The 16,777-nt window shown below is 68.0% G+C and carries 16 protein-coding genes; 3 read left to right on the top strand and 13 right to left on the bottom strand.

Annotated elements, in window-relative coordinates; all coding sequences use genetic code 11:
* The 5 genes from MJ777_RS18400 to MJ777_RS18380 form a co-directional block, all read right to left on the bottom strand.
* The coding region (locus tag MJ777_RS18400) for a signal recognition particle protein (protein WP_239377272.1) at window positions 1-988 on the bottom strand (988 nt) is incomplete at its 3' end.
* Window positions 989-1,350: 362 nt separating this feature from the next.
* Window positions 1,351-2,571, bottom strand: coding sequence for a signal recognition particle-docking protein FtsY (gene ftsY / locus MJ777_RS18395; protein ID WP_239311294.1), 1,221 nt, complete (start codon window positions 2,569-2,571; stop codon window positions 1,351-1,353).
* Between the two features lie 34 nt (window positions 2,572-2,605).
* Window positions 2,606-6,226 (bottom strand): chromosome segregation protein SMC, encoded by a 3,621-nt coding sequence (smc, locus tag MJ777_RS18390; protein WP_239377271.1) that lies wholly within the window; start codon window positions 6,224-6,226, stop codon window positions 2,606-2,608.
* Window positions 6,227-6,375: 149 nt separating this feature from the next.
* Window positions 6,376-6,570, bottom strand: a complete 195-nt coding sequence (locus MJ777_RS18385; protein ID WP_239311296.1) for a hypothetical protein — start codon at window positions 6,568-6,570, stop codon at window positions 6,376-6,378.
* Between the two features lie 214 nt (window positions 6,571-6,784).
* Window positions 6,785-7,120: an acylphosphatase gene (locus MJ777_RS18380; protein WP_239311304.1), complete on the bottom strand. Its 336-nt coding sequence runs from the start codon at window positions 7,118-7,120 to the stop codon at window positions 6,785-6,787.
* Between the two features lie 94 nt (window positions 7,121-7,214).
* On the opposite strand from MJ777_RS18380, the gene MJ777_RS18375 reads away from it, so the two are divergent.
* Window positions 7,215-7,457, top strand: coding sequence for a hypothetical protein (locus tag MJ777_RS18375; RefSeq protein ID WP_239311297.1), 243 nt, complete (start codon window positions 7,215-7,217; stop codon window positions 7,455-7,457).
* Between the two features lie 47 nt (window positions 7,458-7,504).
* Here the strand turns inward: MJ777_RS18375 and mutM are convergent, their stop codons facing one another.
* The 8 genes from mutM to recG all read right to left on the bottom strand — a co-directional run bounded on the left by mutM (window position 7,505) and on the right by recG (window position 14,825).
* On the bottom strand, window positions 7,505-8,359 hold the full coding sequence (mutM, locus tag MJ777_RS18370; RefSeq protein WP_239311298.1) for a bifunctional DNA-formamidopyrimidine glycosylase/DNA-(apurinic or apyrimidinic site) lyase: 855 nt from the start codon (window positions 8,357-8,359) through the stop codon (window positions 7,505-7,507).
* 21 nt (window positions 8,360-8,380) lie between these two features.
* Window positions 8,381-9,205, bottom strand: a complete 825-nt coding sequence (gene rnc, locus MJ777_RS18365; RefSeq protein WP_239311299.1) for a ribonuclease III — start codon at window positions 9,203-9,205, stop codon at window positions 8,381-8,383.
* Window positions 9,202-10,167, bottom strand: coding sequence for a phosphate starvation-inducible protein PhoH (locus tag MJ777_RS18360; protein WP_239311300.1), 966 nt, complete (start codon window positions 10,165-10,167; stop codon window positions 9,202-9,204). The genes rnc and MJ777_RS18360 overlap by 4 nt, the downstream gene beginning before the upstream one ends.
* Window positions 10,168-10,384: 217 nt before the next feature.
* On the bottom strand, window positions 10,385-10,555 hold the full coding sequence (gene rpmF, locus MJ777_RS18355; protein WP_239311301.1) for a 50S ribosomal protein L32: 171 nt from the start codon (window positions 10,553-10,555) through the stop codon (window positions 10,385-10,387).
* A complete protein-coding gene (locus MJ777_RS18350) occupies window positions 10,555-11,139 on the bottom strand; it encodes a DUF177 domain-containing protein (protein ID WP_239311302.1) in 585 nt (194 codons plus the stop codon). Before MJ777_RS18350 ends, rpmF begins: the two co-directional genes overlap by 1 nt.
* Window positions 11,140-11,527: 388 nt before the next feature.
* On the bottom strand, window positions 11,528-12,004 hold the full coding sequence (gene coaD, locus MJ777_RS18345) for a pantetheine-phosphate adenylyltransferase (protein ID WP_239311303.1): 477 nt from the start codon (window positions 12,002-12,004) through the stop codon (window positions 11,528-11,530).
* The gene (rsmD, locus tag MJ777_RS18340) at window positions 12,001-12,558 is read right to left on the bottom strand and encodes a 16S rRNA (guanine(966)-N(2))-methyltransferase RsmD (RefSeq protein WP_239347680.1); all 558 of its coding nucleotides are present in this window, start codon (window positions 12,556-12,558) and stop codon (window positions 12,001-12,003) included. The genes coaD and rsmD overlap by 4 nt, the downstream gene beginning before the upstream one ends.
* Window positions 12,555-14,825, bottom strand: a complete 2,271-nt coding sequence (gene recG / locus MJ777_RS18335) for an ATP-dependent DNA helicase RecG (protein WP_239377270.1) — start codon at window positions 14,823-14,825, stop codon at window positions 12,555-12,557. Before recG ends, rsmD begins: the two co-directional genes overlap by 4 nt.
* A gap of 384 nt (window positions 14,826-15,209) precedes the next feature.
* Between recG and MJ777_RS18330 the strand changes: the two genes are divergently transcribed.
* Entirely contained in the window at window positions 15,210-16,184 is a 975-nt protein-coding gene (locus MJ777_RS18330) for an Rpn family recombination-promoting nuclease/putative transposase (protein WP_239347685.1), read from the top strand.
* 390 nt (window positions 16,185-16,574) lie between these two features.
* On the top strand, window positions 16,575-16,763 hold the full coding sequence (rpmB, locus tag MJ777_RS18325; protein ID WP_239310361.1) for a 50S ribosomal protein L28: 189 nt from the start codon (window positions 16,575-16,577) through the stop codon (window positions 16,761-16,763).
* The last annotated feature ends 14 nt before the right edge of the window (window positions 16,764-16,777 follow it).

Here is a 16,777-nt window from a genome sequence, read left to right as displayed (position 1 = left end):
ACTCCGAGGCGGCCATCTTCGCCGCCATCGCCTCGGCCTGGTCGGCCTCGAAGGCCTTCTCCGCCTGCTCGATAAGGGTGAGAACGTCGCCCATGCCCAGGATGCGCGACGCCATCCGCTCCGGGTGGAAGACGTCGAAGTCCTCCAGCGCCTCACCGGTGGAGGCGAACATGATCGGCTTACCGGTCAGGTGCGCGACCGACAGCGCGGCACCACCGCGAGCGTCACCGTCGAGCTTGGTGAGCACCACCGCGCTGAAACCGACGCCGTCAGCGAAGGCCTGTGCGGTGGCGACGGCGTCCTGACCGATCATCGCGTCGACGACGAACAGGATCTCGTCCGGCGACGTCACATCGCGGATGTCCGCAGCCTGCCGCATCATCTCGGCATCCACGCCAAGACGGCCGGCGGTGTCGACAACAACCACGTCGTGCAGGCGACGCCGCGCGTGTTCCACGGCGTCGCGCGCGACCGCCACCGGGTCACCCACCCCGTTGCCGGGCTCGGGCGCGAACACGTCGATCCCGGCTCGGGCGGCCACAACCTGAAGCTGCGTGACCGCGTTCGGACGCTGCAGGTCGGCGGCGACCAGCAAGGGGGTGTGCCCCTGGGCCGCAAGCCAGCGACCGAGTTTGCCGGCAAGCGTCGTCTTGCCCGTGCCCTGCAGACCTGCGAGGAGGATGACGGTGGGGGGCGTCTTGGCGAACCGCAGGGTAGCCGCGGCACCACCCAGAATAGCGATCAGTTCTTCATTTACGATCTTGACTACCTGCTGGGCCGGGTTCAGCGAAGCCGAGACCTCCGCTCCCATTGCCCGTTCGCGCACGGCCGCGATGAAGGCACGGACCGCCGGCAACGCGACGTCGGCCTCCAGCAACGCCACCCGGATCTCCCGGGCGGTGGCATTGATGTCAGCCTCGGACAACCGCCCCTTGCCGCGAAGCGACGAGAAAGCCTTGTCGAGACGGCTGGACAGGGTGTCGAACACGCGCACACTCCGAGATCGCTGGCGAACCGCAGCTCTCAGGGTACGCACCAGGACGGGGCGAAGGCCGGCGAGTCCGCGGCTTGCGGCCCTTCACCTCTGCGACAGGCAGCCCGGCGAGGTACACCCACACGGTGATCATGGCACAGATCCGCCGCTGTCACCGCCCTCCACAGCGAGGATGGCGGGAACACCTCGCCGGGCATAACATCCCGGCCATCGGGTCCGGCCGGGCCATGAACCTCACCTCGGCACTGTAGGTCGCCCGCACGCCGGGTGAAAGAGCCTTCCCGTGGCCACGGTGTAGGCCTGGGCAGGGAGCCGAGCGGGAGAAGCCGAGCAGCGAATCCGGCTGGCTCTTCCGGTCAGCTCGCGGCCTCTCCCAGCAACGCGTCGACGAACGCCTCCGGATCGAACGGCGCGAGGTCGTCAGGCCCCTCCCCCAGACCGACGAGTTTCACCGGTACCCCGAGCTCCCGCTGGACCGCGATCACGATGCCGCCCTTGGCAGTCCCGTCGAGCTTGGTGAGCACAACGCCTGTGATGTCCACCGCACGGGTGAACACCCGGGCCTGTTCCACGGCGTTCTGGCCGGTCGTCGCGTCCAGCACGAGCAGAACCTCGTCAACGGGACCGATCTTGGTTACCACGCGTTTGATCTTGGCAAGCTCGTCCATGAGACCGGTCTTGGTGTGCAGACGCCCAGCGGTGTCCACCACCACGGTGTCCGCTCCGACAGCGATGCCTCGTTTGGCGGCTTCAAAGGCGACCGATGCCGGGTCCCCGCCCTCGCCGCCGCGTACCGTCTGCGCCCCGACCCTGCTCCCCCACGTTTCCAGCTGGTCGGCGGCGGCGGCCCGGAAGGTGTCGGCCGCGCCCAGCACCACCGTACGGTTGTCCGCCACCAGCAGACGGGCGATCTTTCCACAGGTCGTGGTCTTGCCGGTACCGTTCACCCCGACCACGAGGATGTTCGCGGGCCGGCCGTCCACGGCCGAGTGCAGCGTACGGTCGGTGCTGGTACCAATCTGGGCAAGTAGCTCGTCGCGCAGCAGCACACGCACATCCGCGGGCTGGCGGGCACCGAGAACCTTGACCCTTGTGCGCAACGACTGGACCAGTTCCTGGGTAGGCGCCACCCCGACATCGGCGACCAGCAAGGTCGTCTCGACGTCCTCCCAGGCCTCCTCGTCGAGGTTGTCCCGGGACAACAACAGCAGCAGCGTGCGGCCCAGGCTGTTCTGGGACCGCGCGAGCCGCTCGCGCAGACGGATCAACCGGCCGGCGGCTGGGGCCGGCACCTCCCGTTGAGCTTCCCGCTCAAGTTCCAGTTCGTACGGTTCAGCTTCACCCGCGGCCTCGGCCTCGGGTGCGGGTGCGGGGATGTCAACGGTCTCGACCGTCCGCCTCGGGGTGTCTCGGGGGATCTCGGCGTCGTCACCCACCCCGGGCTGGTAGTCCGTACCCGGGTGCGGCCGGCCCCGGGTGGGGGTGCTTCGACTTCGGCGGCGGGTGCCCACCAGCAGGCCGGCGGACGCGACAAGACCGAACACGACGATCGCGATGATGATGAGGACGTACTCCACGCATCCGATCCTGACAGACCAGGCAGCCCGTTTCTCAGGCCGAAGCGCGTTCCCGGAGCCGTTGACTGATCACCGTGGTGACTCCGTCCCCACGCATCGACACACCGTAGAGCGCGTCCGCAATCTCCATCGTACGTTTCTGATGGGTAATAATGATCAACTGAGATTTCTCCCGCAGGCCTTCCAGCGCCGTCAGCAGGCGGCCGAGGTTACGGTCGTCAAGGGCGGCCTCGACCTCGTCCAGCACGTAGAAGGGCGACGGCCGGGCACGAAAGATCGCGAGCAGCAGGGCAATCGCCGTCAACGATCGTTCACCGCCCGACAGCAACGACAGACGCTTGACCTTCTTGCCCGGTGGCCGTGCCTCCACCTCGATGCCAGTGGTGAGCATGTCATCGGGATCGGTGAGCACGAGTCTGCCGTCACCGCCGGGGAACAGGGTCGCGAAGACCGTCTCGAACTCGCGCGCGGTGTCCTCGAAGGCCGCGCGGAAGACCTCTCGGACCCGTTCGTCGACCTCGGCGACGACCAGCAGGAGGTCGCGGCGGGTGTTCTTGATGTCGTCGAGCTGTGTCGAGAGGAACGCCGCGCGCTCCTGCAGGGCTTCGAACTCCTCGAGCGCGAGCGGGTTGACCTTACCCAGCCGGGCGAGCTGTCTCTCGGCCGCGGCCGCCCGCGCCGCCTGGTCAGCGCGGTCGAACGCGACGGCCTCGCCGTCCGGGGTGTCCGGCGGTACGGGCACGTGCGGTCCGTACTCGCCAACAAGATCGTCAACGGCTATCCCGTGCTCGTCGAACGCCTTGGCCTCCAGTGTCTCCACCCGCAGGCGCTTTTCGGCACGGGCGAGCTCGTCGCGGTGGGCATCATCACGCAACGCGGCGAGCTCGCCGGCACGTGTCCGTACCTGCTCGCGGACGGCGGCCAGATCGGCCTCGGTCCGCAGCCGCCGCGCCTCGGCCTGGCCACGTTCGGTGTCAGCGGCGGCCAGCGAGTTCTCCAGCGCCGCGAGAACATGACCGGCAGCGTCGGCCACAGCCGCGGCAACGGTCGCCTGGCGCTCCCGCACCTCCCGTCGCCGGGCCGCCGCCAGCCGCGCGGCCCGTTCGTTCGCGGCGGACCGGACCAACGCGGCCGCGCGGCCGGCCAGCGCCCGAGCCCGTTCCTCACTGGTACGCACCGCAAGCCGGGCCTCGACCTCCTCGCCGCGCACGGCTGAGGTCGCGGCCGCAAGCCGGTCGCGCTCAGCTGGCGACCGGTCACCGACGTCAGGTTCCGAGGAGGTCGCGGCCAGCATCGCCTCCAGCTCCGCCAAGGCACCGTATGCCTGGTCGCGAGCGGTTTCGGCCTGCATCCGGACCCGTTCGAGACGTTCGATCTCAGCGGCTCCCGACCGGTTCGCCCGCTCCAGCTGGGACAGTTGTTCGGACAACGCCCGGTGACGGGCGTCCGCTCCATGCAGCGCCGCTGACGCGTCGTCGATCCCACTTCTGGCCCGCTTCACCTCCTCGGCGGCGGCGGCGACGGCCCCGCGGGCACGCTCACCGCTGCTGGCCGCCGCAAGCATCCGGGACTCCGCCTCGTCCGCCGCGGCCTGAAGCTCGAGCAGGGACGGCGCTCGGGCACTGCCGCCGGTGGCGAGTTCAGGCCCGATCACGTCACCAGCCCGGGTGACCGCTCGGATGCCAGGATGTTCACGGACAAGCTCAACGGCGGCTGTGAGGTCGGCAACCACGATAGTGGCGGCCAGCAACCGGGCCACTCCCGCGGCGTAGCGCGGGTCGCTGACCCGCACGAGGTCCACGGCGGGAACCCCACCGCGACGGGCGTCCGCCGACAGGGCCATGACCGGGTCGGTCCCGCACCCGTCGGCGACCGGGCCGTCGCCGCTCGGCCGGCCGGCGACCAGCAGTGACGCGCGCCCCGCGTCGGCCGCGCGAAGCCACTCGAACGCGGCAGCGGCATCCTCGACAGCACCGACCGCGACGGCGTCGGCAGCCGGACCCAGGACGGCTGCCATCGCGGTCTCGGCCCCTGGCTCGACCGCCAGCAAGGCGGCGAGGCGGCCCAGGACGCCGGTGGGCCTGGCGGGAGCGCCGTCCGACCGGGCAGCGCCGTTGTCCCACTCGCCGCCGGCGGCGGCCAGCAGCGCGGCGGCGCCGTCCTTCGGCGTCAGCGACAGGATGAGCGCCTCCCCGCGGGCCTGCCAGGAAGCCCGGTCGCGTTCGGCGGAACGCTCCTGCGCACGCACATTCTCCAGCCTCGCCGTCGCGTCCGCATGGACCGCCACGGCCTCGGCATGTCTCGCGGTGAGCTCGGAACGGGTCGTCCGCATCCGGGCGAGTTCTGACTCCAGCGCGACACGCTGGTCACTTGTTTCGCCACCGCGCTGCCGGGCGGCGTCCACGGCCTCGGATATCCGGACGATCTCAGTCTCAGCACTGGCGGCGCGGGAGCGAGCCGCCTCCACCCGCCCGGCCAGCCGAGCCAGGCTCTCCCGTCGGCTTGAGGCCTCCCGCGCGGCAGCCACAAGCGCCTTTTCCTCACCGGCCAGTGCTGTCTCCAGCGCGGCCCGGCGGGCGACGACCTCGGCGAGGTTGTCACGATCGGCATCCAGCCGCACGCCGAGAGCGTTCTCCTGTTCCCGGACTGCCGCCGCCTCCTGCTCCAGCTGCTCGGGATCCCGCCCACCGCGTTCTTCCTCGGACCCGGAGCGCAGCAGCCGGACCCGCTCGGCCGCGAGTGACCGGGTACCTCGGACGCGCTCCCGAAGGGATGCCAGCGCGTGCCAGACCTCACCTGCGGCAGCGGCCTGGGGGGTCACCGCCGCCAGCTCCGCCGCCAGGATCTGCTCCCGCCGCTGGCCGTCGGTATATGCCTGCCCGGCCGCCGCGAGGCGGACTCGCAGCGCTTCTTCATCCCTGGTGTCAGCCGCGATGTCACCGCGGGCGGTGACGATGTCGTCGGCCAGCAGGCGCAGCCGTGAGTCACGCACCGCGGCCTGGATGACACCGGCCTTACGGGCGATTTCCGCCTGCCGGCCCAGCGGGCCCAGCTGGCGCCGCAGCTCGGCGGACAGATCCGTCAGGCGGGTGAGATTGGCCGCCATCGCCTCCAGCTTGCGCAGGGCCTTTTCCTTGCGCTTGCGGTGCTTGAGGACGCCAGCCGCCTCCTCGATAAAGGCGCGCCGGTCCTCCGGGCGGGCGTGCAGAACCGCGTCAAGCTGGCCCTGGCCAACGATCACATGCAGCTCGCGGCCGATCCCAGAGTCGCTCATGAGTTCCTGGATGTCCAGCAGCCGACACGAACTACCGTTGATCGTGTATTCGCTCTCGCCGCTACGGAACATCAGACGACCGACCGTCACCTCGCTGTAGTCGATAGGCAGCGCGCCGTCGGTGTTGTCAATGGTGAGCAGGACCTCGGCGCGGCCCAGCGGCGGGCGCGACGGTGTGCCGGCGAAGATGACGTCCGACATCGTCCCGCCGCGCAGCGCTTTGGCGCCCTGCTCGCCAAGGACCCAGGCCATCGCGTCGACGACGTTGCTCTTGCCCGAGCCGTTCGGCCCCACAACACAGGTGATGCCGGGCTCGAGGTGCAGGGTCGTCGAACTCGCGAACGACTTGAAGCCCCGCAGGGTAAGGCTCTTGAGATGCACCTGTCTCCGGAGCTGTCGGAGGGGACGGAACACCAACGATACTGCCAGCTTCACTACCAGCAGGATCCGGCAAATGAGCCCCGGCAGCACGAAGGGACGTTCCCCACGAGGAGAAACGTCCCTTAACTCCCGCTACGGATTCGGGAGGATCAGGTCAGCGCGGGCTCTGCTTCAAGCGCGCGAAGCTCGTCAGAGACATCAACGCCTTCAAGCGCATCCGTAAGAGCACGAGAACGCGCAAGCTCGTCTTCCAGTTCTGCTACACGTGCACGAAGTCGGCGTACCTCATACGACAAACGAACATCGTTGCCAGAGCCGACGTGGCCGAAAAGGGCCTTCGCCATGATGATGGTCCTCCACGATGAGTGACCGAGCGGGTGCGGGACGCGCTGCAACCCACCGATGAAGAACCGGGATAGATCACACGACGCGCCAGACAATGAACTCAGGATCGCACGCGAAGTAGCCGAATGTCAAGACGATGCCATACCCGGACGGCTCCCGATGGCATTTTGTCGAGATGAGGACACCTCGTCATCGCCCAACCGTCGACACAGATCATTTCCGGGTAAAATTTGACAGATCACCCTTCGCCTGCGACCAGGAGAACGTGACCTGAGTCGTCAGACCTGGTGTGTGCCCGGCCCGCAACATCTCCAGGAGAGCCTCGCAAGCGGCTCGCGAACCTTCCGCAACGATCTCGACCCGGCCATCTGTGAGATTCGTCGCCGAACCCACCAGGCCGAGCCGGCGCCCACGGGAACGGACATAAGCCCGAAAACCAACGCCCTGAACCCTCCCTGACACCCACGCTGTCAACCGGGCCGGCGGTTCAGACCCGGCGGACGTATTGTGATCATTTCGATCCGGCGGCTCCGCGGGAACATCACACATGGGCACGATAGGCTACCGGCCCATTGTGAATACCATGCGTTCGCCCCGATCCCGTCAGCTCCGGGTGCCCCTGCCCGGCGGCCGACGAGCCGTCATGACGATGGTCAGCGCCATCATCATCCCCGCGGCGCTGTCACTCAGCGGTTGCGGCCAGAGTTTCAGCCAGGATGGCGGCATCCTGCCGGTGCCCCAGGCCAGCACGGAGGGCCTACGCAGTGCCACACCGGCACCGGCACCAGCCGCGCCCAACGAGATCATTGGTCCGGGCTACGCCCCGCCCCGCACCTCAGGTCCCACCCAGACCGCGGTACCCAACCTCCCCGGCGGCAAGCTGTAAAACGGCCTTCCTCTGGGTCCACGGCACTGCCGCGGACCCAGAGGAAACTACCAACGTCCCCTTCTCGGCCGTGGTTGACAGCCTGGACAGCTGAAACTGGACCGGTTCATGAAGGCATCCCGACGGACGGGCGTCCGGCATCGTGAACATGGCTGACCGGTCCGCCCATAGACCTCCAGCGAACGGTCGAACCGGCCGCTCACACCATTGACTGATACATAGAGCGAGTCGAAGGAGGTCCCGCCCGCGCACAACGCGGCGGTGAGAACCTCACGTGCCGCATCCAACAAGCGGCAGAGCTCACCGCGGGTAAGCGTCTCAGTCGGACGCGCATAATGCAGCCTCGCCCGCCACAGGGATTCATCGGCGTAGATGTTACCGATACCGCCGACAAGGGTCTGATCGAGTAACGCGCGTTTGATTCCGGTCCGGCGGCGGCGAACGGCCGCGACGAACTCCGTGTCAGAAAAACCCGGGTCCAGGACATCCAGCGCGATATGCGCAATCGGTTCCGGCACACCCGCACCGGCGGGGACAACCGCAAGACCGCCGAAGGTGCGCTGATCGACAAATCGCAGTTCCCGACCAGCGTCGGAGAACGTGAAACGAATTCGGAGGTGGGTCTCGGCGGGTTTGGTCGCGGGCACCGCGAGAAGCTGGCCGCTCATGCCGAGATGAGCGAGCAGCGCCATTCCATGACCGAGATCCAACCACAGATACTTCCCCCGCCGGTGTACGGCAAAGATCGTACGGCCCGCAAGCACCGCCACGAAGTCAGCGGTCCCAGCGGCGTGCCGCCGGACAGCCCGGGGGTGCGCAACCACGACCTCCGCGATCGTCCGGCCGACCAGCGCCTGTTGCAGGCCGAGCCGAACGACCTCGACCTCCGGAAGCTCAGGCATGGCGGAAAGGGCAGCGGCGGATCAGCGGTTACCCGTGCGCACAGCCGTCTCAGCGCGGCTGTCCGCCGGATCGCCGTCATCCCGCTCTGCGCCGGCCAGCCCGTCGGGATGACAAGGATCGGCCGAACGCGCCTCCAACGCCTCGAAGGCGGCGGCGGCGGCGCGCTGCTCAGCCTCCTTCTTGCTCCCACCGTCACCATGGCCGAGGATTTCACCGGCCACGACGGCGCGGGCGGTGAACCGCTTGGCATGGTCCGGCCCGAACTCATCCACCTCGTACTCGGGCGGACCCAGCAACAGCACGGCGGTCCGTTCCTGCAACGAGGTTTTCCAGTCCAGCCCGGCACCCCGGCCGGCGGCCACGTCCAGCAGCGGGTCGAACAACCGGTGGACGAACTGGGACGCGACCTGCAGGCCGTCCAACCCGCCAGCCGACAGGTAGACCGCGCCAATCAGCGCCTCAAGGGTGTCCGCGAGGATGCTGGCCTTGTCCCGGCCTCCGGTGGTCTCCTCACCACGGCCCAACAGCAGGTACGGACCGATGCCGTTCTCCCCCAGCGTGCGGGCGACACCAGCGAGCGCACGCATGTTGACTACGGACGCGCGCTGCTTGGCGAGCTGTCCTTCCGGCAGGTCCGGATGACGGTGGAACAGGGCGTCGGTGACGACAAGGCTGAGCACGGAGTCCCCAAGGAACTCCAGCCGTTCGTTGGTCGGCAGGCCGCCCTGCTCGTAGGCGTATGAGCGGTGCGTAAGAGCCCGTTCGAGCAGGCCGACGTCGACCGGCACACCGAGCGCGGCCATCAGGCCGTCTCTGGGCGCGGGCGGTGGCAGGCCGCGGGTCATGCCGGCAGCCCGGCACGGATCCGGCGGTGGGTGACGAGCTCGGCGAGAGCCGCCCGCTGGCGCGGCACCCAACCTGCCTGATGTGCGGCAACCGCCTCGGCAATCGCGTGCGTGACTCCGGCCGCGGCCCCCTCGGGCCTGCCATCCACGACGACCACAATCCCGTCAACACCGACCACGAATGCTCCCTCCCACGGCTGCCACCCCGACGACGTCCGCGGTAGCTGACCGACAACCTGCGCAACCGCTCGCAGAACCGACACCAGGACCGCCCCGGTGAAACCATCACTGAGCACGACGTCAACGCTCCCGCCGGCCACCACCGTGGCCGCCTCGACAGCGCCCACGAAGTCAAACCCCAGCTCGGCGATAAGATCGCCGACGCTCCCAGCAGCCGGTCGGCCCGGATCAGCCGGCCCCGCGGACAGCAGGCCGACCCTGGGCCGCGCCACACGCAGGCGGATTGTGGCGTAGGCCGCTCCGAGGACCGCGCACTGGGTGAGCTGGTCGGCGCTGATGTTCACGCCGGAGGCCGCGCCAGCATCCAGCAGGACCCTCGGCTCGGACGGCGAGCCGACGACCACGGCAAGTGCCGGCCTCGTCGCCCCCGCGAGCGGGCCGAGGGTGAACGTCGCCGCGGCTGTGGCCGCGGCGACCGGGCCGGCCGACACCATGGCGTCGGCCACGCCGTCCCGCAATAGACGGGCCGCGACCCGCACCGTGGCGTCCCGCCTCGATCGCACCGCACGGGTCGCGTCCACGCCGGCACCTACCGTATAAGAAGCATCAACGATCCGTAGCCGGCTCTCGGCGTGCAGGCCGCGCTCGCGCAGCAGCGGCCCAGCGACCCGGGACGGGCCGACCAGGCTGACATTCAGGGTCGCGTCAGCGGCAAGCGCATGACCGACACCGTCAACGACCAGCTCCGGCGCGCCGTCTTCACCGGGCAGATCAACCGCCACATGTGTCACACCACTAAGAGCGCTTGGCAATAGGGGACGCGGTGTCGCGGGGCTGGGGCACGCACCTCGCCGCATCGCTCCCCGTCCATCGCTGCGCGATGGACGGGTACCCCGGCTCGTCGGTCGCCACCCAGCACCAGGGTGGCTCCCTTCTCCGCCTTGCGCCGCACACACCCCAGCCCCGCTCCTTGATCCACACCCCTATTACCGGGCGCTCTTAGACGTCGATGACCTGTCGATCGTTGTAACGACCGCAGGTCGGGCAGACCGTGTGCGGCCGGACCACGTGGCCGCGTGGGCACTTGGCCAGAGCGGGGGTCGTTGCCTTCCACTGAGCCCGCCGAGAGCGGGTGTTACTACGCGAGGTCCGGCGCTTCGGGACGGCCACTAGTCCTTCTCCTTGTTATCGATCAATGCTGAATTCTCGACCAGCGATGGAAGTGCCGCCCACCTGGGGTCGACCTGTTCATGGGTATGGCCAGGCTCAAGGTCGTCCAGTCGCGCGCCGCAGTCGACGCACAGACCCGCACAGTCCGGCCGGCAGCAGGGTGACAGCGGCAGGTTGAGCACCAACGCGTCACGCAGCGCCGGAAGCAGATCAATATGGTCGTTCACGATCTGCGGACAGTCGTCGTCATCGACGTCGCCCACGACCCGGTCGGGATAGTAGAACAGCTCCCGGATGTCAACCGCCGCCTCGTCCTCGAAGGGGTCGAGACAACGCGAGCACTCGCCCGCCAACGGCGTGGACGCCGTGCCGCTGACCAGCACGCCTTCCATCACGGATTCCAGCCGCACAGCCAGCTCAATAAGCGCGCCCGGCGAAACCTTGATCATTTCGTTTCCCAGCTCCGCCGGCGCGGGAACCTGTGTCACGACATGCTTCATGGAACCCGCGCGACGGCCCAGCTCGCGAATGTCAAGTACGAGCGGGCCACGAGGGCTCCGGCGATGGGATGACGGCCCGGTCATGGGTGGAGTGCCTGTCCTTGCCACGAAAATACTGGATTCACAACTCTCGAACATCACAAAACGACAGACTCGGCCCGGACTCAGCTCAGGTTCGGATGGCTGCCCCACCCGCCGCTCCGGACGCAGACCGCAAGCTTATCCGATCGTCCAGGCTGGCGGCGGTGCGGCCGTCGTGACTCCTCGCCAACCGGCGGGACCGACCACGCTCGGCTACAGGGAGCGAGGTGAGACCTCTGGGCGGCGCCCCTCGAAGGCCGCGAGCTTCCCGGCGACGCGGGCGCCGGGCTCCGGCCGGGCGGCCTTGGCCGCGTCCCGCGAACGCGGCCAGTGGTTCAGTGGTTCAGTGGTTCAGCTATCGCGCCACCGTTCGCCCACTACCGTTATCGCGCTACTGGGCGAGACGCTCCCGCAACTGCTTGAGTACAAGATCCGGCACCAGCCCGGAGACGTCCCCGCCGTAGGTGGCGACCTCCTTGACCAGGCTTGACGACAGAAAGGCGTACTGCGGGTTCGTGCTCATGAACAGGGTTTCGACGCCCGCGAGCGAATGGTTCATCTGGGCCATCTGCAGTTCGTAGTCGAAGTCACTGACCGCGCGCAGGCCCTTGACGATGGCCTGGATGCCACGGGCCCGGCAAAAGTCGACAAGCAGGCCATGAGAGGACTCGACCAGCACGTTGGAATGCTCGCGCGCCGCCTCACGGATCAGTTCGATCCGCTCGTCCACGGTGAAGAGGTTGGCCTTGCTCTTGTTGATGAGCACAGCCACGACAACCTCGTCGAAGAGCCGGCTGGCACGGCCGATGATATCAAGGTGACCGTTGGTGACCGGGTCGAAGGAACCAGGACAGACAGCCTTTCTCATGATCCGAAACCGTACCAGAGCGTCGCCTCGCCATACGTCCGATTACGTATCGCAACAAGACCATCTGGCCAGTCGAACTGCCCACCGCGCCGCGATCGCTCCACAACACATATACCATCTGGACACAGCCAGGAATGGGCAAGCAGGCGAGTGAGCACGGCTGTCAACTCTACGTTAGACACATTATACGGAGGGTCCAGAAACACCACGTCAAAAGCATGCCCAGGTATGGTCTCCACCACACGCTGAACAGGCTGGCAGATGATCTCCGCGCCGGTGAGCCCAAGGGTCGCGGCGTTCGCACGCAGCGTGTGGGTAACAGCGGGCTCCTGATCAACGAGCAGGGCGTGCGACGCCCCCCTCGACAACGCTTCGAAGCCGACCGCGCCGCTGCCAGCATAGAGATCGGCGAACCGCGCGCCGCGCAGCTCCACAATCGATGTGAGCGTGTTGAACAGCCCCTCCCGCGCCCGGTCCGATGTCGGGCGGGTCCGCTCGCCCGGCGGTACCCGGATGGGTCGCCCGCGCGCGGTACCACCGATGATCCGCGTCATCCCTTCTCCAGATAGGCGGCCGTACTCTCATCGAGCGTCGCCGCGAGTGCGGCGGCCAGGGCCGGCTGCGCCGACAGCTGCGGATCAACGCACATCAGGGCCGTCGCCTCGTCCCGCGCGGACCGGATCAGTTCCTCATCCTTGAGCAGCTCCAGCAGGCGCAGCGATCGGCGACCACCGGACTGGGCCGCGCCCAGCACGTCGCCCTCGCGCCGCTGCGCGAGGTCGAGGCGGGCGAGCTGCGCACCGTCGGCGGTGGCGGCCACCGCGGCCAGCCGCTCCCAGGCGGGCGATCCGTGTTCGGCCTCGGTGTACAGCAGGCACCACCCAGGCGCGCTGCCACGCCCAACCCGGCCCCGCAGCTGATGCAGCTGGGAAATGCCGAAACGGTCGGCATCCGCGATGACCATCACGGTCGCGTTGGGCACATCGACCCCGACCTCGATCACCGTGGTGGCCACGAGAACATCGATGTCACCCGCCGCGAACTTCGTCATGACCTCGTCCTTGTCATCCGGGCGCAGGCGGCCGTGCAACGCCGCGGCCCGGAGCCCGACGAGCTCGGTGTCACGCAACGCCGGGAGCAGGTCGAGCACGGCTGCGCTCGGCCTACGCCCGTCCTCGGACCCGGCCGTGGCGTCCCACGTGTCCCCGTCGATCATGCCTGGCGGCGCACCGCCGGAGAAAGCGGCCAAGGAGCCAGGCAGGACGCCATCGGCGGCATCGGGCGGAGCGTCGGCGGCGGCATCATCCTCGCCGATCCGCGGGCAGACGACATACGCCTGATGGCCCTTGGCAACCTCGTCCCGGACACGGCCCCACATCCGGTCCGTCCAGACCTTGTTGGTCGCGGGCACGACGAACGAGGCGATCGGCGACCGGCCGGCGGGCAGCTCGGTCAGAGTGGAAACCTCCAGATCACCGAAAACGGTCATCGCGACCGTGCGCGGGATCGGCGTGGCCGTCATCACCAGCACATGCGGCGGACGGGCGGACCGGGAGCGCAGCGCGTCCCGCTGCTCGACCCCGAAACGGTGCTGTTCGTCCACGACGACCAAGGCGAGGTCGCGGAAGGTCACCGACTCCTCCAGGAGCGCATGCGTCCCCACCACCAGGCCGGCGCTGCCATCCGCCACCGCCCCGAGCGCCTCGCGCCGCGACCTCACCCCGAGAGAACCCGTCACCAGCACAATCCTCGTCGCCAGTGGCGCGGCGTCCAGCTCACCTGCCCGTCCCAACGGACCGAGCAGGTTACGCAGACTGCGTAGATGCTGGCTGGCAAGTGTCTCGGTGGGCGCGAGCAGCACCGCCTGACCGCCCGCGTCCACCGCGGCGAGCATGGCCCGCAACGCCACCACGGTCTTGCCGGAACCAACCTCGCCCTGCAACAGCCGGTGCATCGGGAACGGCCGGGCAATCTCGGCCTTGATGGTCTCGCCGACCGCGCGCTGGCCGACGGTCAGCGGGAACGGCAATGCCGCGTCGAACGCCGCCAGCAGACCGTCCGCCCGAGGAACCCGCGCTGTCGCCGCTGTCTGCTCGTTGTCGAGTCGACGCCGCGCGAGCGCGACCTGCAGGATAAGCGCCTCGTCCCATTTCAGGCGAAGCCGGCCACGGGCAACCTCCGCCCACGACGACGGTTGGTGGACGAGGCGGTAGGCATCGAGCAGGCCTACCAACCGGTACTTGTCCCGAATGGCCGCGGGCAGCGGATCGTCGAGCTCGGTGAGCCCGGCGAGCAGGATTCGCACGCAGCTGCCAATCTTCCAGCTGGGCAGTTTCACCGCCGACGGGTAGATCGGGACGAGACCGCTCGCAAAGCTCTCAGCGCCGCCGTGCGTCCCCGGATCAGCGCTCTCAGCGTCCAGCAGGTGCACCTCGGGATTGGTCAGCTGCCGCCGGCCGCGGTACTCCTCCACCTTGCCCGCGAACAGCGCGGTGACGCCCTGCCGTAGGTTTCGCTCCTGCCAGACCTGATTGAAGAACGTCAGCAGGAGGTTGTGGCTGCCGTCGGTGACGGTGACGGTGAGCATGGAGCGTCTGCGCTCCCGCATCGGACGCCGCTTCACGCTGACGACCTGTGCCTGCACCGTGACCACCTCCCCGACAGCCAGGTTCGCGAGGTCGGTCAGTTCACCGCGTTCGTGATAACGCCGGGGCAGATGCGCAAGCAGGTCACCGCTTGTCTCCAGGCTCAGAGCATCGGCGAGCGCGGTGGCCGTTGCCGCACCCACCACGTCCCGCAGCCGCGTCGTCTGGTCGATCACACACCCGATCCTGCCTGACGGCGCCGACAACTTTCAGGTCCCACAGCATCCGATGCCAGACCCCGCCATCCGGACCCAGTCCGGAAGAAGGCTGACGAACAACGAAGAACAGGTCAGCGGCAGCATCTGAAGTGGTCCGGCTCTGGTAGCCAGCGGCACCCGGCTGGTAGCGCGGACATAGCGGTTCGTACGCGGTCGCCGGGCACAAGCCGGTCCGCAGAGCGACGGTGATCGAGCTGTGCCCGTAACCATAGTGGCTGGTGGTTCAACACTTGCTGGGAGGCAAGCCTCAACGCTGTATCCGCACCGCTCTGTGGCCGGGCGGGCCGGATCCCGATATATGACACTGTTCGCACCACCCACACCCACCTGTACGGTGCGGCCATGCCGAATCCGTCCACACCCCACGACGCGGTGTTCCGCCGGATCCTCAGCACACCCTCAAACGCCGCATCACACCTACGAGCAACGCTACCAACAGCCCTCACCACCCGACTCAACCTCGATCAGCTAGTCCTCGTCCCCGGCAGCCTGATCGACGCCACCCTCCGATGGCGACACACCGACCTGCTGTTCACCGTCCCACTCGACGGCCGCACAGCCTTCGTCTACATACTCATCGAGCACCAAAGCAGCAACGACCCCCTGATGGCATTCCGCATGCTGCGCTACGTCATACGTATCTGGGACCGCCACCTCGGCGATCACCCCACAACAACCCGGCTACCAGCCGTACTCCCCCTCGTCGTACACCACAACGAACAAGCATGGACCGCACCACTCGAAGTAGCCGACCTGATCGACCTGGACGACCACGACCGTGCCGCCGGCTGGAAGGACCACCTACCCCGGTTCCGGTTCCTCCTCGACGACCTGGTCCGCATCGACGAACGACAACTACGGCAACGCCCCCTGACACACGCGACACGACTCACCCTGCTCCTCCTCAAAATCGCCCCCGGAAATCCCCAGCTGGCCTCAGATCTACAGCCATGGGTAGACGAGCTACGCGCAGTGCTGGCCGGCCCCGACGGTAAGGAGGAGTTCACAGCGCTCCTGCGTTACATTGATCTGGTCGGGGACGCAGACACCCATGACCAGCTACATGATCTGATGGCCGCTGTCGGTCCTGACGCGGAGGAGGCCTACATGACCATCGCGGAGACCCTCAAAGCCGAAGGCCGCGCCGAGGGCCGCGCCGAGGGCCGCGCCGAGACGCTGCTCCAGCTGCTGGCCCTCAAGTTCGGTCCACTTCCCGAACCGGTACTTACCACTGTCCGCAACGCCTCCACCGACAAGCTCCAGGCCTGGACCGCCCGCGTCCTGACCACCGACAGCCTCAACAAGCTCCTCGACTGACCAACAGGCACACCACAAAGCCTGTTCCTTGATCTGCCGTACGTCACGAGTCGGCCATCAAGGCCACTCACGCGCCCATGAGAGTCACCGCGAAATGGTGGCGCCACGTGGTGTGACCACGCGACGGTGAGCGGACCTCGCTCGCCGGTCCGGCCCCGTGCCTGGACATCGACCTCGACGAGGAGTGCGGTGGAACGCGCGATCACCGAGGCCGGTGCAGTCTCGTCTTCAGCCGGCCCAAGCGGCTTGGGCCACAAGCGCACACGGTTTGCTGAAGGAGTCACCCCGCGGCAGACGGTCCCACCGCGTTAGCCGGACATCGGTGGGGTACCCTCGGTTGACTACCGCGCACGCGGTATGATCATTACTATCTTCCGGCGGAGTGTTCTCGTGTCTTCGGTGTGTGACGTCTGCGGCAAGGGGCCGGGCTTCGGCATGTCGGTCTCCCACTCCCACCGGCGCACGCGGCGGCGCTGGAACCCCAACATCCAGACCGTGCATGCGCTCATCGGCAAAACGCCCAAGCGTCTCAACGTGTGCACTTCCTGCATTAAGGCTGGCAAGGTCACCCGCGCGTAGCGTCGGGCGCGGGT

Source organism: Protofrankia sp. Cj5 (assembly GCF_917627405.1).
In the GTDB taxonomy this organism is placed as follows: domain Bacteria; phylum Actinomycetota; class Actinomycetes; order Frankiales; family Frankiaceae; genus Protofrankia.
This window is presented reverse-complemented; position numbering and strand designations above follow the sequence as displayed.